General features: G+C 67.5%; 20 protein-coding genes and 6 tRNA genes. 12 read left to right on the top strand and 14 right to left on the bottom strand.

The genetic code is table 11. The features are described from left to right. Nucleotides 1–36: 36 nt before the first annotated feature. The 5 genes from LTV02_RS05070 to LTV02_RS05050 form a co-directional block, all read right to left on the bottom strand. Nucleotides 37–729 (bottom strand): alpha/beta hydrolase, encoded by a 693-nt coding sequence (locus LTV02_RS05070; RefSeq protein WP_067723174.1) that lies wholly within the window; start codon nucleotides 727–729, stop codon nucleotides 37–39. 27 nt (nucleotides 730–756) lie between these two features. After that, complete coding sequence (locus tag LTV02_RS05065) at nucleotides 757–1,698, bottom strand: amidohydrolase family protein (protein WP_233038746.1); 942 nt, start codon at nucleotides 1,696–1,698, stop codon at nucleotides 757–759. 203 nt (nucleotides 1,699–1,901) lie between these two features. Further along, the gene (locus tag LTV02_RS05060; protein WP_233038745.1) at nucleotides 1,902–3,677 is read right to left on the bottom strand and encodes a CocE/NonD family hydrolase C-terminal non-catalytic domain-containing protein; all 1,776 of its coding nucleotides are present in this window, start codon (nucleotides 3,675–3,677) and stop codon (nucleotides 1,902–1,904) included. A 169-nt stretch (nucleotides 3,678–3,846) separates the two neighbouring features. After that, entirely contained in the window at nucleotides 3,847–4,800 is a 954-nt protein-coding gene (locus LTV02_RS05055; protein ID WP_233038744.1) for an LLM class flavin-dependent oxidoreductase, read from the bottom strand. Between the two features lie 99 nt (nucleotides 4,801–4,899). Next, the gene (locus LTV02_RS05050; protein WP_233038743.1) at nucleotides 4,900–6,618 is read right to left on the bottom strand and encodes an amidohydrolase; all 1,719 of its coding nucleotides are present in this window, start codon (nucleotides 6,616–6,618) and stop codon (nucleotides 4,900–4,902) included. A gap of 97 nt (nucleotides 6,619–6,715) precedes the next feature. Between LTV02_RS05050 and LTV02_RS05045 the strand changes: the two genes are divergently transcribed. Further along, nucleotides 6,716–7,786, top strand: coding sequence for an Lrp/AsnC family transcriptional regulator (locus LTV02_RS05045; RefSeq protein ID WP_233038742.1), 1,071 nt, complete (start codon nucleotides 6,716–6,718; stop codon nucleotides 7,784–7,786). A 123-nt stretch (nucleotides 7,787–7,909) separates the two neighbouring features. Here the strand turns inward: LTV02_RS05045 and LTV02_RS05040 are convergent. Next, a tRNA-Val gene (locus LTV02_RS05040) sits at nucleotides 7,910–7,981 on the bottom strand. A gap of 152 nt (nucleotides 7,982–8,133) precedes the next feature. Continuing rightward, on the bottom strand, nucleotides 8,134–8,769 hold the full coding sequence (locus LTV02_RS05035) for a class I SAM-dependent methyltransferase (RefSeq protein WP_233038741.1): 636 nt from the start codon (nucleotides 8,767–8,769) through the stop codon (nucleotides 8,134–8,136). Between the two features lie 197 nt (nucleotides 8,770–8,966). On the opposite strand from LTV02_RS05035, the gene LTV02_RS05030 reads away from it, so the two are divergent. The 8 genes from LTV02_RS05030 to LTV02_RS04995 all read left to right on the top strand — a co-directional run bounded on the left by LTV02_RS05030 (nucleotide 8,967) and on the right by LTV02_RS04995 (nucleotide 12,815). After that, nucleotides 8,967–9,039, top strand: a tRNA-Gly gene (locus LTV02_RS05030). Between the two features lie 22 nt (nucleotides 9,040–9,061). Beyond that, nucleotides 9,062–9,132, top strand: a tRNA-Cys gene (locus LTV02_RS05025). Between the two features lie 23 nt (nucleotides 9,133–9,155). Beyond that, nucleotides 9,156–9,230: transfer RNA gene (locus LTV02_RS05020), tRNA-Val, on the top strand. 94 nt (nucleotides 9,231–9,324) lie between these two features. Next, a complete protein-coding gene (locus LTV02_RS05015; protein ID WP_408639332.1) occupies nucleotides 9,325–10,332 on the top strand; it encodes an adenylate/guanylate cyclase domain-containing protein in 1,008 nt (335 codons plus the stop codon). 73 nt (nucleotides 10,333–10,405) lie between these two features. Next, nucleotides 10,406–10,699 carry a hypothetical protein gene (locus tag LTV02_RS05010; RefSeq protein WP_233038739.1) on the top strand — a complete coding sequence of 98 codons (294 nt, stop codon included), beginning with the start codon at nucleotides 10,406–10,408 and terminating at the stop codon, nucleotides 10,697–10,699. Between the two features lie 49 nt (nucleotides 10,700–10,748). Further along, entirely contained in the window at nucleotides 10,749–11,375 is a 627-nt protein-coding gene (locus LTV02_RS05005; RefSeq protein ID WP_233038738.1) for a class I SAM-dependent methyltransferase, read from the top strand. A 7-nt stretch (nucleotides 11,376–11,382) separates the two neighbouring features. Continuing rightward, nucleotides 11,383–12,471: a hypothetical protein gene (locus LTV02_RS05000; protein WP_233038737.1), complete on the top strand. Its 1,089-nt coding sequence runs from the start codon at nucleotides 11,383–11,385 to the stop codon at nucleotides 12,469–12,471. A 155-nt stretch (nucleotides 12,472–12,626) separates the two neighbouring features. Next, nucleotides 12,627–12,815, top strand: a complete 189-nt coding sequence (locus LTV02_RS04995) for a DUF6374 family protein (RefSeq protein WP_157762823.1) — start codon at nucleotides 12,627–12,629, stop codon at nucleotides 12,813–12,815. A gap of 88 nt (nucleotides 12,816–12,903) precedes the next feature. On the opposite strand, the gene LTV02_RS04990 is transcribed toward LTV02_RS04995, so the two are convergent. The 3 genes from LTV02_RS04990 to LTV02_RS04980 form a co-directional block, all read right to left on the bottom strand. After that, a complete protein-coding gene (locus tag LTV02_RS04990) occupies nucleotides 12,904–13,479 on the bottom strand; it encodes a TerD family protein (protein WP_067723211.1) in 576 nt (191 codons plus the stop codon). A gap of 142 nt (nucleotides 13,480–13,621) precedes the next feature. Beyond that, entirely contained in the window at nucleotides 13,622–14,959 is a 1,338-nt protein-coding gene (locus LTV02_RS04985; RefSeq protein WP_233038736.1) for a TerD family protein, read from the bottom strand. Nucleotides 14,960–15,480: 521 nt separating this feature from the next. Continuing rightward, entirely contained in the window at nucleotides 15,481–16,674 is a 1,194-nt protein-coding gene (locus tag LTV02_RS04980) for a glycosyltransferase (protein WP_233038735.1), read from the bottom strand. A gap of 363 nt (nucleotides 16,675–17,037) precedes the next feature. Here LTV02_RS04980 and LTV02_RS04975 point away from each other — a divergent pair. Together LTV02_RS04975 and LTV02_RS04970 are read left to right on the top strand one after the other, a co-directional pair. Then, nucleotides 17,038–17,110 (top strand) — tRNA-Gly (locus LTV02_RS04975). A gap of 23 nt (nucleotides 17,111–17,133) precedes the next feature. After that, nucleotides 17,134–17,208 (top strand) — tRNA-Val (locus LTV02_RS04970). A gap of 68 nt (nucleotides 17,209–17,276) precedes the next feature. Here the strand turns inward: LTV02_RS04970 and LTV02_RS04965 are convergent. The 3 genes from LTV02_RS04965 to LTV02_RS04955 form a co-directional block, all read right to left on the bottom strand. Then, nucleotides 17,277–18,434, bottom strand: a complete 1,158-nt coding sequence (locus LTV02_RS04965; RefSeq protein ID WP_233038734.1) for a hypothetical protein — start codon at nucleotides 18,432–18,434, stop codon at nucleotides 17,277–17,279. Between the two features lie 71 nt (nucleotides 18,435–18,505). Continuing rightward, entirely contained in the window at nucleotides 18,506–18,850 is a 345-nt protein-coding gene (locus LTV02_RS04960) for a hypothetical protein (protein ID WP_233038733.1), read from the bottom strand. 3 nt (nucleotides 18,851–18,853) lie between these two features. Then, nucleotides 18,854–19,507 carry a hypothetical protein gene (locus LTV02_RS04955; RefSeq protein WP_233038732.1) on the bottom strand — a complete coding sequence of 218 codons (654 nt, stop codon included), beginning with the start codon at nucleotides 19,505–19,507 and terminating at the stop codon, nucleotides 18,854–18,856. Between the two features lie 155 nt (nucleotides 19,508–19,662). Here LTV02_RS04955 and LTV02_RS04950 point away from each other — a divergent pair, with 155 nt between their 5' ends. After that, on the top strand, nucleotides 19,663–20,091 hold the full coding sequence (locus LTV02_RS04950) for a hypothetical protein (RefSeq protein ID WP_233038731.1): 429 nt from the start codon (nucleotides 19,663–19,665) through the stop codon (nucleotides 20,089–20,091). A gap of 3 nt (nucleotides 20,092–20,094) precedes the next feature. Here LTV02_RS04950 and LTV02_RS04945 read toward each other — a convergent pair whose 3' ends face one another. Next, nucleotides 20,095–20,901, bottom strand: coding sequence for a methyltransferase (locus tag LTV02_RS04945; protein WP_233038730.1), 807 nt, complete (start codon nucleotides 20,899–20,901; stop codon nucleotides 20,095–20,097). Nucleotides 20,902–20,908: the final 7 nt, after the last annotated feature.

Below are 20,908 nucleotides of genomic sequence, written 5' to 3'. Positions count from 1 at the left end.
TTTGTTCACATTCGGTCCGGAGCGGCTGGAGCGCCGTCAGCTCAGTTCGGTGGCGGCCTGGTCGATCAGATCGGTGACCGCTTTCGCCTGCGAGGCCAATGAGGCGTGGCTGGCGGGCAATTCGATGAGAGCGCGCGGATTCATGCGCTGCGCCATGCGCCGCTCATTGTCGGGATTGATCATCCGGTCCTCGGTGGACACCTGATACCAGGTCGGTTTGACCTTCCAGGCGGGCGCGGTCACGGTATCGCCGAAGGTAGACCCGAGCGGAGCCTTCTGGGTGACCGCCATGACGAGGGCCTCCTCGTCGGAGAGGTCCTGGCAGAAGCTTTCCTGGAATTTGTCCTGCGCGATCCACAGGTAGCCGTCGGAGTCGGGCGCGATATTGGCGAAGGCGGCGGGCGGCAGCTGTTCGCTGATCTGACCGGGGCTCTCCCCCGCATCGGGCGCGAAGGCCGCGATATAGACCAGGCCCGCCACATTCGGCTGATCGCCGGCCTCGGTGATGACCGCACCGCCGTAGGAATGCCCGACCAGCAGCACCGGGCCGTCGACCTGGGCGACCATTTTGCGGGTGCGTTCGGCGTCGTCGGCGAGCGAGGTGAGCGGATTCTCCACCGCGTGCAGATCGCCGTAGCCGCGCTGCCGCAATTCGACGATGACCTTCGCCCAATGGGCGGCGCCACCCCAGAATCCGTGCACCAGGACGATTGCCGGTTTGTCAGCCATGACCGTGCCTTTCGTAGACGTGGATGTTCACTTCAGGTGGAAAAGCTGTGCGGCATTCCCCTCCAGCATCGCCTGTGCCGCGGCGGGCGGAATCGTCGGGTCGCTCAAATAGCCGACGGCCCGGGCGAAGATCTTGCCGTTCTCGTAGGGGAAGTCGGTGCCCAGCAGCAAACGGTCCGCACCGAAGGAATCGAGGGCGGCGCGCAATGCGGGCAGGTGGCCGTGGCCGACGGTGTCGTACCACATCAGCCGGGCCACGGTGCTGGGCAGTTCCGGCGATTGCGGTGACTCCCAGCGGTATTGGTTGTCGGCGCGCTGCAACAGCATCGGCAGCGCCCCGCCCAGGTGCGAGTTGATGATGCGAATATCGGGATACCGCAATGGGATTCCCCGCAGGATCAGCTGCAGCACGCTGATGGTGTCCTCGATCGGCGCGCCCGCCATCCAGGTCATCTGATAGTCGCGGATGAGCGGTGAACAGGCGCTGTTCCCGGCGGGGTGCAGGTACAGCACCGCGGCCCGCCGATTCAGTTCCTCGAAGATCGGCGTGAACTCCGGTTCCACCAGGGCGCGGTCGAGCACGGTGGTGTTCATGACCACCCCGGCCATGCCCAATTCGTCCAGGGCCCGGCCCATTTCGGCGATCGATTCCGCGATGTGCGGCATGGGGGTGGCGGCGAACGCCAGGAAGCGCTCCGGGTACAGCGCGACCAGCCGGGCGTATTGATCGTTCACGAAACGCGCCGCGGCGACGGCCTTCTCCCGGTCCTCGCCGTACGGTAACTGCGGTGCGGCCGACAGCACCTGGATATCCACGCCGGTGCGGTCCATGAGGGCGAGCCGGTCGTCCAGTTCCGTGCCGCCGCCGGCGCCCATTCCGCGCTGGGTGTCGGTGTCGGTATGACCGAGCTCCACCAGCAAATCCAGATAATCATCGGTCCAGTAGTGCGCGTGCACATCCACTATCACTCGAATCCCTCCTGTCCAGCTCCAGCCGGCAGGGCACCCGCGTACCCGCCGGTGTTCCGATCACGCGTCAACCACCGTACGAGCGTCCGGGTGGGGCGGCTCCGCCCGCCGAGGGTGAGATCACGCGGCCACGGACCGCGACCGGCGAGGGACCGAACCCGCTCTCGCGGGCTGCCGGGCAGCCCGCGAGAGGGTGTGGGTGCTCAACCCAGTTCGATATCCAGATACGAGTCGCCGTCCTCGGCCGAAGCGATGGTCGTGGTGCCGTCCGGGCTGTAGGAGTAGAGGCTGTCGTAACTGTTGACCACCAGGGCGAGGCGGTGGCCGTCGGGGATGTCGTAGCAGGCCGCCTGTAGTTGCCAGTGCACGATGCGCGGTTCGCCCGGGGTCACGTCGAGCAGGGTCGACGGCTCGTGCGTGATGAGGCGGGCCGTGTCGTCGGCGTCCACATCGAACAGGTAGGCCACCAGGGTCGCGGCCGGTGCGGTGCTGCTCACCGACAGTTGCAGGGCCGGGATGCCGCGCAGGCGACGGCCGCCGGCCAGTGCCTCGGTCTGCCAGATGAGCAGGCGGTCACGCTCGAATTCCGCGAGCCGGTAGGTCTGCGGCGTGCCGTAGCACTCCCGCTGCCCGGTCTTCAGGAACTCGGCCACCGCGGTCGCCGCGGTCGCGGTGTCGCCGGCGGTGAAGCTGCGCGTCCAGCCGGATTCGGGTTTCGGTGTGAGGACGGCGTCCGTGCCGCCGCCATTGCCGAGGAACCAGCGTTCGGTTTCGGTACCGACGTCGCTCCAGTCGGGCCGGGCTTCGCGACGAGCGGGTTCGGTGATCCGTTGTCCGCCACCCGCGATGGGCTGCGTCTGGTAGGTGAACATCACCTGGTTGCTCACCGTCTCCGGCTCGGCGGATCCGGCGCCCTTCAGGTGCAGGTCCAGCCAGTCGAGGGCTTCGCTCATCGGCTTCAGCAGGCCGGGGAAGGGGAAGCCCAGCGGGATTCCGACCAGTCCGGCCGCTTCCGGCGCACCGTGATTGCCGATCCACATATTGAGCCGCTTGGGCGGGTGCAGGCGGTTGAACGTTTCCAGGACCTCGTTGGCCGGGAACAGCGTTTCGTGCCAGGTGTTCGAGAAGAAGGTGGCGATGCCCCGGTCGTTGGTCTCGTCGACGAACGCTTCCGGGGAGCGTTTCGCGCCCCACGCCTCGACTTCGTCCATATGCGTGCCGGTTTCGAAGTAGTCGAGAATGCGCAGCGTATCCGGGTCGAACTTCTCCTCGCGTTTGCCGCCCGTGTAGTCGACCAGCAGTTGCATGGCGGAAAGATGACGAGTCTGGTTGGCGTACAGGGACGTTGCGAGATTGCCCCAGGTACTCAATGCGACGACCACGGACACGCGGCGGGCCGGATCGGTCGCGGCGATCAGCTGGCTGAGACCGGAACCGTAGGATTCGCCGAGCATGCCGAACGCACTCGGCTGGAACAGGTCCTGTGCGTAATCGAGCACGAAAACGCCGTCTTCCCGGTCTTTTTCACCCGCGACATCGACGAATCCCGCCGAAGTGGGAATCTCGCCCGGCGTACCCAGCCCCCGGGGCGTGTAGGCCAATACGTGATATCCGCGCACCGCCAGCATGAGGTAGGTCCAGACGAACGGCAGCCAGCCGAGCGGACTCCACCCCGCCGGCACGACCACCACCGGCCGCGGCTCGGGTCCGTTCAATTTGACCGTCAATGCCGAGAGTTGCACGCCCTCGGCCCCGCTGATCTGCGTGATGTCGACTTCGGCCGCACGCCGGACGGTGTCCACCACCTCCTGCAATTCCGCCGGCAACGCCCCGGCCGTCCCGGACCCGCGCACCGCCGCCAGCAGCGCCCGCGCCACTTGGACGACCTCCGGCGTGAAGGTCAATCCGTCGGCCCACATCCCATTGACCGCAATGCTTTCCAAGGTTTCATTGGTTACGTTCTCGACAGGTTCGGTCATTATCGACGCACCCCGATTCCACTCATGTCGTGCATGATGAAAATGGTGAAAACCTGTGCCAGGAAACGCATCTGGCACCGATTCATCGTATGACCGCACCGGCGGCTCGCGGGTGAAAGCCGAGAAACATACCTCGAATTACGCTCTTACGGAATGTTTTTCGCGCCTTTCAATGCGTACCGGTACCGATCAGCGGCACGACATCGCGCGCCATCCGTTCGAGCACCGCGGCGAAGGAATCGCCCGGAAACAGCCACAATCCGATCGAATCCGCACCGGCCGCGTAGAGCTCGTCCAATCCGGCGGCCACCTGCGCGGGCGTACCGGCGACCGCGAATTCGCCCACCTCGCGATCCCCGATCTCCGCACCGTGCGCGGCGGGCAGCGCGGACTGCCCGACGAGTGCGGTATGCGCCTCGGCGCGTACGAAGAAGCCGACGGCGTCGCGTACCGCATCGCGCGCGAGCGCGGGGTCGTCGTCGACCGCGGCGAGCGTGAAGACGGTGATCCGCGGCATCTCCCGCCCCGCTGCCGCCGCGCCGCGCGCGATTTCCGCACGCGCCCAGCGGATATAGGCCGGTCCGGCCAGCACCGACAGCAGCACTCCGTCCGCCTTCGCCCCGGCCAGCCGCAGTGCGCGCCGGTTCACCGCGCCGATCCACAATTGCGGCGATCGGACCGGTGGGTGGTCCAGACGGATCTGGTCGAAATGATGCGCGTACGTGGGCTTGTCGATTTCCCGTCCGGCCAGCAGCGCCCGCACCGCGTCGAAGGTCTCCCCCACCACGGTCAACGGCCGGTCGGTGTCGAGTCCCATCTGCCGCAACCAATGCCGATTGCCGAGTCCGAGGCCGGCGCGGAACCGGCCGGGATGCATGCGGGCAAGTCCGGCGATCTCCATCGCGAGCACGGCCGGATGCCGGGTCATCACGCTGGCCAAGCCCAGCCCTACCGGTACTTCCCGGGTCGCGGCCAGCAACTGCGCGACCCCGGACATGCCGCCGCTGAAGAAACAGTCTTCGGAGAACCACAGTTCGCCGAAGCCGAGTTGCTCGGCCCGGGCGGCACCCGTGGTCAGTTGCTCTGGCGGCGTGAGACTTCCGAAGACGATCCCGAGGGTCATGGCCGATCTCCCGAGTAAGTGGACACTATGTCCAGAACGAGAATAGACCGTAAGTGGACGCCATGTCCATATGATTCGTTCGGGCGGCGCCGCTCGGGTTCAGCGTGCCCAGCGGCGCACCCCGCCCACCCAGGTCTGAGTGACGCCGACGCCGTCGAAATCGGTGTCGAGGGGATTGCCTTGCAGGACGGTGAAATCCGCGAGCCGGCCCGGCGCGAGCACGCCGCGGTCGGTGAGGCCGAGCTGCTGGGCGGCGACACCGGTGTAGGCGGCCAGCGCCTCGTGCGGCCGGATGCGTTCGGCCGCACCCAATATCGCGCCGGAGGCGGTGCGGCGCTGCACGGCGTCGCGCATGACGGCGACGGGATCCAATGGCGTGATCGGTGTGTCGTTGTGCAGGGTGACCGGGACTCCGGCATCGATGAGGCTGCGGGCCGGATCGAGGCGGGCGGCGCGGTCGGGGCCGAGGAACAGGTCGCGGTGCCGGTCGCCCCAGACGTAGACGTGGCGGCTGAACACCGAGGCTTGGATGCCCAGCCCGGCGAGCTGCCGGATCTGGTCGTCGCGCAATACCTGGCAGTGCTGCATCAATACGGGCAGGTCGCTGCCGGTGCGCTCGCGGGCGGCGCGGGTGGCGGCCATGACCGCGTCCGCCGCGGCGTCGCCGTTGGCGTGGATGGCGGCGCGCAATCCGGAATCGAAAGCGGCCACGATGAGTTCGGTCAGATCGGCGACCGAGGTGCGCAGTTTGCCCGCGGGGCCGTCGGGTGCGCCGGAGGCCGGCAGCGAATGGTAGGGCTGGGTGAGCGCGGCGGTCCAGCCCTGGATCGAGCCGTCGGCGAAGCCCTTGACCGCCAGCGTCCGCAGCCACGGCGATTGGTTCGGGGCGGTGTTCGCGACGGCGCGGACCTGGCCGGGCTGGTCGCCGTCGATCCAAAGTCCCAGGCGCACACGCAGATACGGCAGTTTGCCGATCAGGTTGTAGGCGGTGAGCAGTTGTGGTGAGACGGAGGAGTCCATGCCGGTGGTGACGCCGGCCGACAGGCAGCGGTCGGTGGCCGATTCCAGCACGCGCGCGATGCCGTCCGGGCTGATCGGGATGACCTTGGTGAGCACGCTCGAGGCGGCGGATTCGTAGAGGCGGCCGTCCGGTGCGCCGTCGGCGGAGCGGCCGTAGGAGCCCGCGGCCGGGTCGGCGCTGTCGCGGGTGATGCCCAGTTTCGCCAGGCCGGCCGAGTTGACCATCGCCAGGTGGCTGGAGATGTGCAGGACGAACACCGGGCGGCCCGGTGCGACGGCGTCGAGTTCGGCGAGGGTGGGAAAGCGCTGCTCGCGAATCGCGGTGTCGTCGAACTTCATTCCGACCACCCAGCCGTCGGACCGACCGGCCTGTTCGCGCAGCAGGGTCAGCACCTGGTCCATGGATTCGACCGGGCCGAGGGGCGGGGCGGACAGATCCGCGGTCATCGAACTGACGCCCAGCAGCAGGAAATGCCCGTGCGGATCGATGAATCCCGGTGTCAGCGTCTGCCCGCCCAGGTCGGTGTCCGGTCCGCCGCCCCGATTGCGCAGGGCCGCGCGGACCTCGTCGGTGCCGCCGACCAGGGTGATGCGATCGCCTTCCATCAGCACCGCCTCGGCGGTCGGGCGCTGTGAATCCTGGGTCAGCACAACGGCATTGGTGATGGCCTGTACGGCGGGCGCGGCCGGGTCCAGCAGTCGCGGGGCCGCGCTCGCCGTTCCGCTGCCCATCGCCCCGGCTCCGGCGACCGTGCCCGCCAGGGCGGCGGCGAACTTCAGCGCGTCGCGCCGGGTCATCGTCCTGCCGTGCAACCAGGGAATGGACTTGCACTCACCACACAACTCGGGATCCTCTCGAATGGGCATCGGTGCCGGTCCGAATAAGATCGGCGATGTGGCAGCAAACGCCGGGAAAACGCCGGAAACCGACACTGATCTCGTTCTGCTGCCCGATTCCTACTTCTCCGAGGCGGATCTGGCGCTCATCGAGACGATCCAGGCCGCACCCCGCGCGCCGTGGTCCCGTATCGCCAAGACCCTCGGCATCGACGCCACCACTGCGGCCCGTCGCTGGGATCGTCTGCGCGCCGCCGGCCTGGTCTGGGTGACGGCCTATCCCGCCCCCAAGCTCACCACCGTCGCCTTCATCGATATCCGTTGCCGCCCACAGCAACTCGACGCCGTGTGCGCCGCCGTCACCGCCCTGCCCTGGGTGTTCAGCGTGGAGGAGACCGCCGGCGAATACGACTTCCTGCTCTCGGTCGCCGCCATCGACGTGCCCGCGCTGGGCCGCGCCATCCGCCGCGATATCTCCGCCCACCCCGACGTTCTCGCCACCCGCACCCAGATCGGCCTGACCCTCTTCGGCGAAGGCGGCGACTGGACCCTGCGCGCCATGGAACCCGCCCGCCGCACCGAACTGGCCACCCCGCCCCGCACCAAACGCACCCCCTACGGCACCCACGCCCGCACCGCCCTATCGCCCGAAGACCTCACCCTCCTCGAGGCCCTCAGCGCCGACGCCCGCCTCCCCTACACCGCCCTGGCCACCGCCACCGCCCTCCCCGAACACACCGTCCGCCGCCGCCTCCACCGCCTCCTGACCGCCGGCGACTTAACCCTCCGCTGCGATTTCGCCTACCCCCACGCCGGCCTCCCCACCCTCGTCACCTACCACCTCCAAGTCCCCCACCCCCACCTCCCCACCACCGCCTCCACCCTCATCCGCCTCCCCGAAGTCCGCATGTGCGCCACCATCACCGGCCCCACCAACCTCTTCGCCCAAGTCCTCCTCCACTCCCTGGGCGAAATAGACCCCTTCGAATCCCGCCTCTCCACCCTCCTCCCCCACCTCCGAATAACAACCCGCACCCTCACCCTCCACACCCCCAAACGCATGGGCTGGCTCCTCGACCCCCGAGGCCGAGCCACCGGCAGAGTCCCCCTGAACTTCCCCGACGCCTAACCCCCGATACCCCGAAAAAACAACCGCCCGAAGCAGTCTCACTGCTTCGGGCGATCACTGGCGCGCCATATTCTCCAAATACAAAACGGCCGGTTCATCAAGATGATGAACCGGCCGTTCGAGTGGTTCTAGCTGGGATCGAACCAGCGACCCCTCGCGTGTGAAGCGAGTGCTCTCCCGCTGAGCTATAGAACCGTAGCTTGCCACCGGAGTGGCTGTTCGGGGCGGTTTTTGTGCCGCTCGAACGAGAGAGAACATTACACATACCGGGGACTGCACGCCAAATCGCGTGGAAGGAGGGGGGAAAGGGGGGTTTGAGCGGGGTGGATCGGGGGTGGTCGGGCGTGTCAGGAGGCGGGGCGGCGGATGCGGGCCAGCCAGGCGGATTCGTCGGTGAGGGTGCCTTCGGGGCGGCCCGAGGTGGCGGCGAAGTCGGCGGGGATGCGGGCTCGGCAGCGGGTGGGGGTGAGGGATTCGAGGGTCCAGCCGGGGCCGAAGGCGGATTCGATGGCGGTGCGGGGGATGCGCGGACCGAAGCCGGGTTCGGTGTCGGCGAAGGCGAGGATGTGGACGAGGGCGTCGGGGGCGCAGGCGGTGGCGAGGTTGCGGACGTAGCCGGCGACGTCGCCGTGGCTGGCGGCGAAGACGTGGAAGAGGCCTACGTCGATGATGGTGTCGAAGCGGGGGCCGGGGTCGAGGTGGAGGGCGTCGGCTACGTCGAAGCGGGCTTTGACGCCGTGCTGTTCGGCATTGGCGCGGGCTTGGCGGATGGCGCTGGGCGAGATGTCCAGCCCGGCCACGTCATAGCCGCGCTCGGCCAGGTAGATCGCGTGTTCGCCGGTGCCGCAACCGATGTCGAGCACGGCGCCGCGAATCCAGCCCGCGCGTTCGAGCTCGACCACCGCCGGTTGCGGCTCACCGATCACCCACGGCGCGGTGCCGTCGTCGTAGGCGCTGTCCCAGAATTCCGTCGGTCGGGTCATCCCTCCAGTGTCCGGCTCGCGGGCCGGTTCGGGGCGCGGTCGGGGCATCTCGCCGGCCGTTCACCGCCCCGCCACGGAATCACACCCCTGTAGTTCACATTTACCCCCATTAACCAGGCGATTTGTTGTCTGTCCAGATAGTCGGCTAATGTTCTCTCTCGTCAGCCGGACAGCCACACAGGCGCCGGGGACGAAATGCGGATGTAGCGCAGCTGGTAGCGCATCACCTTGCCAAGGTGAGGGTCGCGGGTTCGAATCCCGTCATCCGCTCGAAGGCCAACCGGCCTTGGTTGGCGGTGTGGCCGAGTGGTGAGGCAACGGCCTGCAAAGCCGTGCACACGGGTTCGATTCCCGTCGCCGCCTCTTGCTTGCAAGAGGAAAGACTCGCGCGATTAGCTCAGCGGGAGAGCGCTTCCCTGACACGGAAGAGGTCACTGGTTCAATCCCAGTATCGCGCACCAAAGTTAGCAGTAAGGCCCGGCTTCGGCCGGGCCTTACTGCGTTTACGGGACATGCTTCGAGCCGGGAAATCAAGCGCCCGCCCGGCAGCGGCCGGTGTGTTGTACTGGCGGGGTGATCGAATCCGGCGAATTGCCCGATGCCCTCGACGCGGTCGTCGAACAGTCGCTACTGGGCGGCCCGCGCCGATATACCCGCAGCCAGGTGGCCGAAATCTCCGGTGTCCCGATCGAGCGGGCGCGCAAGTTGTGGGTGGCGCTGGGGTTCCCGGCCGCGGGCAATGACGACGAAGCCGCGTTCACCGACGCCGATATCGCCGCTGTACGCGCTTTCACCAATATGTCCGAAGTCGCGGGGACGAGCGAGCAGAGTCAGATCGCCGCGGCCCGGACGCTCGGGCAAGCCATGGCGCGGCTGGCGGAATGGCAGGCGGATCTGATCACCCACGACATCGGTCCGCGAGTGGCGGGCGCGGGCGGACGGCCGGAGGAGGCGACCGCCCGGACCATCGCGGTGCTGACCGAGCTGCAAGAGTATGCGTGGCAACGGCATCTGGCGGCGGCGCTGAGCCGGTCGGTCGAATCCGGGGGCGCGACACGGCAATTGCTGGTCGGGTTCGCGGATATGGTCGGCTACACCCGGCTGTCCCGGCATCTCGACCTCACCGAATTGACCGAACTGCTCGACGGGTTCGAGGCCGCCACCACCGAAGCCATCACCGGCAATGGCGGGTGGGTGATCAAGAACGTCGGCGACGAAGTGATGTTCGCCGCCGAGAACGCCCGGGACGGAGCGCGCATCGCCTTGGCCATGCATGCGGCCATAGCCGTTGCGGCCCAGTCGATTCCGGATATGCCGCAGATCCGGATCGGGCTGGCGTACGGGCCGGTGCTGACGCGGTTCGGCGACCTGTACGGCACCGTGGTCAATGTCGCGGCGCGGCTCACCGGCGTGGCGCGACCGGGGACGATCCTGCTCGACGACGGCGCGGCGGCGGCGCTCGGCGAGGACCACGACTACACGGTGCGGCATCTGCGGAGTGTGCGGGTCAAGGGCTTCTCGCGATTGCGGCCCCACGTGCTGCGTGAACCGAAACGCCGGTAGACCGGCGCGTTCCGCTCCGAACATGCCGGATTCGGCTGCGGCGACCGGGCCCGGCGGATGCGACACTGTGGGCATGACGGGTCGGGTGCAAGGGAACGTTCCCCAGGGTCGATTCACCGGGGCGCAACCGCCGCCCAAGCAAGGGCGCGGGATCATGCGGTTCGGGCTCTGGCCATTGCTGCTGGCGGCGGGTTTGATCACGATCCTGCCGTTGCTGCTGCTCGCGGTCCTGATGTTCGTGCGCCCCTCCAGCACTCCCGCCCCGGCCGCCCCGCCCGCCCGGGTGGCCCCCGCCGGCGAACCCGTGCAGACCACGGCGCCGGTCAAGCCTTGCTATCCATTCCAAACGGACTGCGTTCCAGGCTGATTCGGCGGTTGGCACTGCGACAGTAGGCTTCGATGGATTAGCTTGGGGCATGGGGCTTTCCGCGGCTGAAGTGTTCGACGCATTGGGCAAGGATTACGAGAAGGCGTTCGCCGGGCTGAGCGCGCAGCGGGAGGAGATCGACTGGCTGCTCGCGCAATTGCCCGCCGGCGCGCGGGTGTTCGATGCCGGGTGCGGGACCGGGCGGCCGGTGGCGGAGTCGCTGGCGGCGGCCGGGCATCAGGTCACCGGGTGTGACGTGTCGCCCGGGATGATCGAGATCGCGCGCGCCCAGGTGCCGGCTGCCCGGTTCGACGTTGCGGATCTGCGCGAGCTGACGTATCCGGCGGGCAGCTGGGACGCGGTGGTGGCGTTCTTTCCGCTGCTGCAGATGAGCAGAGCCGAAATCGTCTCCACCCTGGCCAAATTCGCGGATTGGCTGGCCCCGGGCGGATGCCTGTTGCTGGCCACGGTGCCCGCCGATATCGAAGGCCTGGACATCATCTTCATGGGTCAGCCGGTCACGGTCAGCAGCTATCCGCCGGAGGTGTTCCGGCAGCTGCTGACCGACGCGGGGCTCGAGATCATCCGCGAACGCGTCGTCGAGTTCGTGCCCGACTATCCCGATGCCCTGCCGGAACCCGACCTGTTCATCGCCGCCCGGAAACCACAGAGCTGAAAGCCGAATGAAGCGGCTCGCGCTGGTCGCACTACTCACCGCACTCGCCGGCTGCGCCACCGGCTCCACACCCGACCCCGCCCCGGAATGGATCGCCCAGCCCGCACCCGCGACCGGAGCCCGCATCCTGTCGATCACGCCGACCCCCGACGGCCTCCTGCTTCTAGGGTCCGTCCCGAGCCCCGACGGCCGCTCCCCCGCCGCCTGGACCACCACCGACGGGCGGCAGTGGAAGACGCTCACACTGACCCCGCACAGCGGCTACGCCTTTGCCGCGGAACTGATTTCGGGCAGCGCGGGCGACCGCGTGATCGCCCTCGGCCAGGCCTTCGGCGGCGCGCACTTCAACCCGCGCATGACCGTCTGGTCGGGCGGCACCTCGGCCCTCGAGGAATTCCCGCAAAGCTTCGAGCAATTCGGCGGCCCCCACGCGATCGGGGTCAGCGGCGCTGCGGCGATCGGCGGCACCGGTCTCCTGGTCGGCGCATGGGACAGCAGCAGCGGCCGCTACGGGACGACAGTCTGGAGGTCTGCCGACGGCGTGAATTGGCTGCGACAGGCCGACGACCCAGCCTTGTCGGCCGCTCCCGGCGAGGTGACCGGAGCCAGCGGCGTGACGACCGGTCCGGACGGTTTCCTGATCGCGGGCAACAGCATTCGCGGAACTGAATACCAGCCCTTGCGATGGACCTCCCCCGACGGCCACACCTGGCAGCGAATCCCCCTGTCCGGCACCGGCGTCGCCAGCCAATCAGCCTGCGATGCCGCCGGCTGCGTCACCATCGGCCGCACCGTAGGCCCCCGCCCCCAATTGCTCTGCTGGCCAACACCATCGACCTCCCGCTCCGGCCCCGACGCCGCCACCCTGGACATCGACCAGGCCCTCCTCCATTCCGGCCGGTTGATCATGGCAACCCGAATGGACGGCACCGCCCACCTGCTGACGGCCGCCCGAGACTGCACCGGCATCCGCGACCTCCCCCTCCCCGTCACCGCCCCCAAAGCCATCCTCGGCACCCTCCCCCACCACCTCCTGCTCGCCACCACCGACCCCGACGGCGACAGCCGAATCTGGCTGAGCACCCCATCCACTTGAAACGGCGAGCGCGCAGCTCAGGCGACCGCCCGGCACCCCCGTCCGCCACGCCATCCGCACAGTTTGTCAGACCCACCGCATAGACTCGAAAGTTTGTTCGACTCGAGGTAATGTTCCGGCCCATGCCGGAGTTGTCTCGCCTCGAATGGGCACGTATGAATCTCGATCAAGTGCGCAGGCAGCTGCTGGATGCGGCGGCGTGGGGGAAATACATCACGCCCGAGCAGTTGGAGCATGCGGCGGGGAAGATCGCGGAGGGCATGCGGATCTACGTGGAGGAGACCTCGGGCGGCGGGCCGGAGCCGGGCGGGCGCTGCGGGCGGCCTACGCTGCGGCGGCCTTGACCGGGACCGACTCCGTCCGCGCGGCCGCGGGGGCCGCGATACGACGAAGGCCCGGTACGGAACCGGGCCTTCGGGGACTGCGCGCGAATCAGATATTGACGCCGTAGTCGCGGGCGATGCCCGCCAGGCCGGAGGCGTAGCCCTGGCCGATGGCGCGGAACTTCCATTCGGCGCCGTTGCGGTAGAGCTCGCCGAAGACCATGGCGGTCTCGGTGGAGGCGTCCTCGGTGAGGTCGTAGCGGGCCAGTTCGGCGCCGGTGTTGCGGTCGACGACGCGAATGTAGGCGTTGCGGACCTGGCCGAAGGACTGCTGGCGGGCCTGGGCGTCGTGGATCGACACGGGGAAGAAGATATTGGTGATGGTGGCGGGGGTGCCGGCCAGGTCGACGTTGATGGTCTCGTCGTCGCCTTCGCCCTCACCGGTCAGGTTGTCACCAGTGTGCTCGATGGAGCCCTCGGGCGAGCGCAGGTTGTTGTAGAACACGAAATGCTGATCCGACAGCACCCGCTGATCGGTGCCGGTGGCCAGCGCGCTGGCATCGAGATCGAAATCGGCGCCGGTGGTGGAGCGCACGTCCCAGCCCAGACCGACGCTGACGGCGGTCAGATTGGGAGCTTGCTTCGACAGTGAGACATTCCCGCCCTTGGCCAGACTGACGCTCATCGAGTTTCCTTTCGTACCTGTTGTTCGCGGATCGCAGGTTCCGGGTCGCCGGGGATCCGGCGGCCGGTGCCGTCCTCGACCATAGTCGTTTCGAGGGAACCGGTTCGGGTGCGCGGCGATCGGATTCGCGGAGCGGACACGGTCAGCCGGCCGCGATGAACCGGCCCAATTGCGGCACCGCCTCGCCCGGATGTTTGGCCTGGAAACCGTCGCCGATCGCCTGTAGTTTCCAATCCCCGCCCGCGCGAAAGACTTTCGCCATGGCGAGGGCGGTGAACGGCATGCCGCCGGTCAGGGCGTAGCGGGCCAGTTCGGCGCCGGTGGTGTCGTCGACCAGGCGGCAGTAGGCATTGCTGACTCGTTCGAAAGTCTGGCCCTGATACGAGGTGACGATGAACAGCAGCGTGGTGACGTGCGAGGGGACGCGGGTGAGGTCGACATTGATGACCTCGTCGTCGCCCTCGCCCGCACCGGTCAGATTGTCGCCCTGGTGGCGGACGGAGCCGTCCTTGGAGGTGAGCTCGCCGTAGTAGACGACGTCGGCGAGCTGGGCGCCGGCGTACATGGCGACCCAGGCGTCGAGATCGATATCGATGGTGCGGCTGCCGAACAGGCCGGATTTCTTCACCGGATCCCAGCCCAGGCCCATGCGGATGTAGGTGAGGGCGACGCCGCCTTCCTTGCGGAGGGTGACGCGCTGACCTTTGGACAGGCTGACCGGGCGGCCCTTGGCCAGGGTGACTTCGGCGGCGGGCTGCGGATTCGGTGGCGGGGGTGGGGAATACGCGGGCACCGGCGGGGACGGCGGTGCATACGACGGCGCCGGCGCGGGCGGCGGCGAATAGGAGGGCGCGGGCGGCGGGTACGCGGGCGGCGGCGGATAGGACGAGGTCGGGGGCGGCTGGGGTGAATACGCCGGGGTGACCGGCGGCGGATAGTTCGACGGCGCTTGATAAGTGGGCGCCGGGCTCGGCGCGTCCTCGACGCTGACGCCGTGATCGGTGACCAGCGCGGCGAACCCGCCCGCATAGCCCTGCCCGACCGCGCGCACCTTCCAGCCGCCGCCGCGCCGGTACAACTCCAGCGCGATCACGATGGATTCGGTCTGCAACCCGTCGATTCGATACTCGTACAACCGGTTTCCGGAGGTATCGGACACGGTCGCCACCGGCGCGGCGATCCGGCCGAAGTCGGCGCGGGCGTCGTCCAGGGTGATGACCGCGCGAATCTGGTCGATATCGGCGGGAACCTGGTTCAGCGACACCGCCAGCGCCGCGGGCTGCCCCGCACCCCCGGGCTGCAATCGCACGCCCGGCCCGGACGGCTGGTTGAAGAACACGAAATCGGCGTCGGAGCGCACTTTTCCGCGCTCGGTGACCAGCAGGGCCGACAGGTCGGCCGCCGCGGCGACCTGCACGGCGATCACCACGTCGCCGACCGTCACCGGGCCGTTCTGCCCTTTGACAAGCGCTGCGGACAACGGACGCTCCTCCCCACGCCGATGGTGCTGCCTGCCACTTTACGAGAGCGGTGTGACATTCGGGCGCAGAGCGGGCGAAGCCCGGATTCACCCTCGCCCGGCACTCCGACGTCCAGAAATTTGCTAGCGGATGTTTCACACTCGCAGGACGATACGAATCCTTAACCATCAATTACCGGACGATCGAACTTCTTCCCCCTAGACTCGGCTTCTGTAACACCAGAAATGCCCTGTTTCACGGCATTTCTCTCGCTGGACCAGAACTCGGAGAAGAGGCACTTCGCATGAACTTTCAGAAGAGTCGCGAACACAAAGAGTTTGCTGTTGTTTCGCGGACCACCGCCAACGGACTCGCGAAGGGACCCGTCTCCGGCCCGGCGATTGACCAGCCACCACTCCTCGGCCATCGGCGGCCGACCCTCGATCGGGCGGAGTGACACGAACACTCGGTAATACGACGACATGAGGGCCCGGCCGGGTGGCCGGGCCCTCGCCCTATCGGAGCCGGATTCGGAAAGGGCTCAGACTCTTTCGGTCGCGAGCACCTCGTGTGCGGCCCGGGCCGCGCCATCGATCCGGATGCGCGGGCCGAGAGTTCGCGCGGCGGACCCGATTTGCGGGGTCAGGGCGCGTGACAGTGCGGCGGTGAGCGATTCGGCGCTCGGCTGCCCGGGTGCGTGCGCGACGCCGACGCCGAGACGCTCCACCTGTGCCGCCCAGTAGTACTGGTCGAACATCTGCGGCACCACGACCTGCGGTGTGCCGCTCGCCGCCACCGCCGCCGTGGTGCCCGCGCCGCCGTGATGCACCACCGCGGCGGTGCGCGGAAACAGGGCGCGATGGTTCACCTCGCCCACGACCAGGCAATCCGGGCCCGCCTCGTCGAGCTCGAGTCCGGCCCAGCCGCGCAGCACGATCGCCCGATATCCGAGCGTGCGGGCCGCCGCGAGCGCATTGCGCGCGGTATCGGCGCCGACGTGCATGCTCCCGAATCCGAAGTACACGGGCGGGTCGCCGGCGGTGAGGAACTCCTCCAATTCCGGTGCCAGCGGCCGGGTATCGCGCAGCAGCCAAGCTCCGGGCTGCCAGACCTCGAGTTTCGAATCCGGCCACGGGCTCAACAACGGATCCGCGGCCAGCCAAGGGTGATCGGTGAAAATGTAATCCCGAACCTCATCGACGGCCGCCAGCCCGAGCGCTTCCCGATGCCTGTTGAGCGAATCCCGCCACAGCAGGTTCCACCGCACCGCGTCCTGTTCCCATTGCGTGCGGACATCGGCCTCGGCATCCACTCCCGGGCCGAGGGGAGGCGGCGGAATCTGTTCCGACGGAAGCGTATTCGCCGCGAATGCCGCATAGATGTATCGCATTCCCCGCAATTCCGCGATGGACTGCGCGGCGATCTGCAAGGCCCCGCAGCCCAGCAACACCTCGCATCCTTCGGCGGCCGGCCCGAGCGTCGCGAAATGCGTATCGATCATCCCGTCGATACTCGCCCGCCGATCCGCCTCGGTAGCCGTCCCCTTCTTCCTCCCCACCCCACTCAACTCCGAACCGACCGGAACGAACTCAACCCCGTACCCCTCCACCAGCGCCCGGAAATCCGGCGGTGCGCACATCCGCACCCGCGCCCCCAACGCCAGCAATTCCACCCCCACGGCCAGCGTCGGCTGCACCTCCCCGCGCGACCCGAACGTCGACAGCAATACGCGCATCCGAACTCCCTTCGATTCGCCTATGACCAGCGAGTATGAGGGGCCACCCGGGCCTTGCGGCAAGCCCCCGGCCGCGATATACATTTAAGTGGGAAGAAAAGGTCCGGGTGCAGGCACACCGGACCTTCGTTGTTCCGCCTCCCCCGAGCCGCGCCGGACTCCGCCGGGCCGAATCAGCCCAAATCACCCCCGCCACACCAAGGTTCTCCCCCGCCCCCGCCGCGCCGGCTCGCCGCAGGCCCCCGCCCAACCACCCCCGAACACGCCCGAAAACCCCTGTTTTACTGCACGTTTGCGTATTTCCCCCACCTATCGGCTAATGTTCTCTTCCGCAAGCCGAAGCGAAAGCCCAAGCAAGCAAATGCGGATGTAGCGCAGCTGGTAGCGCATCACCTTGCCAAGGTGAGGGTCGCGAGTTCGAATCTCGTCATCCGCTCAAAGGGGGAAACTGAATAACCGGCGCGATTAGCTCAGCGGGAGAGCGCTTCCCTGACACGGAAGAGGTCACTGGTTCAATCCCAGTATCGCGCACCATAATTGGATCAAACAGGGCCCGGTTCGCCGGGCCTTTCCGCTGTCCGGAGACGGCGGGTTGAAACTGTTCAGCAGTGGAATTCCTGGCCGACTCGGCTGTTGCTGCCGTGTTGTAGTTCGACGAGGCAACCGTAGGGGATCAGGGCTTCGGGGGTGGCTTTGAAGGCGGTGGCGGCCTTTTTGTCGATGCAGGTGAGAGCGGTGGGGTCGAGGCGGCAGGCGCGGTCGGCGAAGGTGATGGTGTTGCCGTAGGGCAGGACTTCGGGGTCGACCGCGGCGATGAACGGGCCGGGGTCGCCGTGCTGGGAGCCGAGGGTGAGGGTGGTGGTGTCGTAGGCGATCCAATTGGCTATCCATTGCGAGCCTTTGGTGATTTCGGGGCGCGCGGGGGTGGATTGGAAAGCGTATTGACAGGAGAGGGTGGGGGCCAGGTGGAATTCGGTGGCGCAGCGGATGGTGTGGGTCGGGTCGGTGAAGATGATGTCCTGCGGAAGCGTGTCGCCGCGGAGGGGGCGGAAAGCGGTGGCGTCTACGGGGATGCCGGCGTTCACGTAGTCGATGATCGGAGCCGCGGGGGCGGGCGGGGTTGTCGTGCGGTCGCAGTTGTAGCGGAGGCCGGTGTAATAGGTGATATTGTCCGTGGCCAATTCGCGCGGGCAGCCGAAAGAGTGCACGCCTGATTCGCTGATTCGAATTCCGGTGTGGGCCAGGGTGTTCACGCAATATGTGCCGGTGGAGCGGTCTATGCGGCAGACGTAATCGCCGTCTTCGAATTTGCTGCCGTAGGGCAGGACCGGGCCGGTGTGGGATTGCGGTCTGCTGCCGGAACCGATCGAGAAATCCACATCGTGGAGTTCGACGTAGTTCGGTTGCCACGGTGCGGGATTCCTGTCCCAGGACGCGGCGGTGGGGGCGGGTTCGGGGTGCTGGAAATCGGTGGTGCAGGCGAGGGCGTCGGCGGGGTGGCGGGTGAGTTGGACCCAGCAGCTGGTCTTGCGGTCCGGGGTGGTGAAGGCGGCGTCCGGCGCATCGATGTCGGATGATTTCAGGCGGTAGGTGGTGGTGTCGGTCGGTGTGCCGGATTGGATCCAGGTGAGAAGTTCGGCGATCGGGGCGTTGTCGGCGGGTGCGGACGAAGCCGAATGCGATGCCGAGCAGGCGGCCACGATCAGGGTCACGGCAATCGACGCTCCGAGGCGGACCGTGAGCGCGCGTAACTTCCCCACCCGAATCTCCCTCCCGAACAGTCGATCGGACAATAGCCTGCCCGTCGCTCGCAGGGTGTTCTGTTCGGTATTTACAGCCGATCCGTCACCGGTTCGGGGTGCGCCCGGGAGAGCAGAGAACCCAGTATCACCAGCGTCGCGACCACTACGAAATGGGCCGCGAACAGGATCAGCATGGGCAGGGCGAAACCCTCGTCTGTGAATTCGCCGCGCGGGCCGACGCAGTAGAGGGTGTAGTTGACCGAGGTGCCTTCGGAGTCGTGCCAGGTGTCGGAGACGACCATCGGGTCGGTGCGGGGTGCGCACAGCAGGGGTGCGGTCAGTTCGGCTTCACCGGGCCAGATCGCCAGCGGGATTACCGCGGTGAGGATGCCGGCGGCGATTCCGGAGGTGGTGGCGGCGGTCTGGATTTTCATCGGCTACACCTGCTGGATTCGCAGTAGGGCGCCGGTGCGGTCGAACTCGGCGAGCATTTCCGAGCGGGCGGAGACCACATTGGTGACGATGCGGATTTCGCCGGCGAAACGGCTGACCACGATGGCGTTCACCTGGCCGTCGGACAGGCCGCTGCGGGAGCGGGCGGTATCGACGATGGATTCGAGGTCGGACAGGCCGGTCACTTCGCTGAGGGCGAAGCTTTCGCCGGCGATATCGTCGAGGGCCGAAACCCGTACCGGCTGTGCGGAACTCAGGTCGCCGAGGGTGTACGAATAGTCGTCCAATTCCCTGGGATGCTCCGGTGGGCGGATACGCAGGCGGACGGTGGGTTCGCGGGTGGCCAGGTCGCCGCGGCCGGCCAGGAAACGCGTCACCTGATCCGGCTGATTGTTCAGCACCAGGCGGAAATTGACGGAATCCGGTGCGGTGAACAGGATTACGTTGGCTTGCAGATCGGCCGTGCCCAGTCTTTGCGCCAATGCGGCGATGGCATCCCGTGGCAGCGCGCTGACCAGCCCGCCACCCCGCGCCCGGATCCGCTGCTCGAATTCCGCCCGATCCACCGCGCCGACGCACCCGCTGACGCCGAGCACGACCAGGCACATCAGGATCGGAAACCAGCAACGGCGGCGCATACCCGGAATGCTAGAGGCCGACCCTCGAATCGGCGTGACAAGAATTGACCCGCACCCAATGGCGACAATTCAGCAAACATTCCTGAGCGGTTCGTGGCAGGCTGGAATCATGACCGAATCGCCATCCAGCGATTCACCGTCGATCCGAGGTCACCATGCTCAACAATCGACTCCCCACCCTGCTTCTCGCCACCGCAGCCCTGACCGCCGCCCTCGCGACCGCCCCCGCTGCCGCCCAATCCGCCGCATCCGTCACGGTCGACCGGCAACTCCCCTACCGCACCACCACCCTCACCATCTCCGGCACCGCCACCTGCTCCGGCGGCGGCACCGCCGGCATCGATGTCACCAACGGCTCCCTGGAACAAATGTTCCAAGGCGGCGTAGGCGGCCCCATCGCCATCCGCCTCGACAGCGCCGTCCTGGTCGACTGCGACGACACCACCCAGCACTGGTCCGGCAACCTCTACGCCCCCGGCCGCCTCCTCCCCACCAACTCCGGCGGCACCGTAACCGTCAACCTCACCCAAGGCTCCACCGTCATAGCCACCACCGGCGCCCAGGGCGTCTACATAGTCAGCTGACGATCACGGCATCCGAGGCGCTCGGGCCCACGCGCGGACAGTCGGCGGCGCATAGAACCACCGGTCCTCATCCGCCAGCTCGGCCCGAGCGGCCGCGATGACCTCTGCGGAGACCCCTTGCCCTACAAGCGATTCCTGAACTTGCACAGCGGTGAGACTCCACATGCGAGCCGTCGGTGAACCGCCGCGGAACATGGGAATTTCAGCGCTGGAATGGATGTCGACGAGACCCAGCTTCGTCAATCGGGCGGGCAGCGTGCGAGCCCAGGATTGGTTCGCGCCGGCGACCTCGGTCGAGCGGGCGAATGCTCGCCAGACCTCGCCGAACGCGCCCGGCATCACATCGAGAACGCCGAGACCGTCCCCTTCCTCGAGCAGCAGGACACCGCCCGGCGCCAGCGCACGAGCAAGCCGCCTCAGCACTTCGTCGCGTTCAGCGATGTGCAGCAACACGAATCGCGTGTGGACGAAATCGAAGGCACGGGACGGCAGTTCATCGGCGACGAGATCGAACTGGGCGATTTCACCGCCGCGAGCAGGCAAGTCCGCGAGATGCCGCGGGTCGGCATCAACCGCAAGCACTCGTCCACCCGGCAAAACCGCACTGCACAGCCACCGCGCGAACGCCCCGCCGCCCGCACCGGCCTCCAAACAGCGACTCCCCGGCCCAACACCCAACCGCGTTGCAAGCAAAACACTTTCGGCGTCATACGCTTCACCGAGCAAGGCCAGGCGTTCCCCGGCGAGATCCCAATCATTGGGCAGGGTGTAGCGCGGAGGCGGTGAAGTTGGGAACGACGAACCGGCCATCCGAAAA

It is taken from the genome of Nocardia yamanashiensis (assembly GCF_021183565.1).
GTDB classification, from domain to species: domain Bacteria; phylum Actinomycetota; class Actinomycetes; order Mycobacteriales; family Mycobacteriaceae; genus Nocardia; species Nocardia yamanashiensis.
This window is presented reverse-complemented; position numbering and strand designations above follow the sequence as displayed.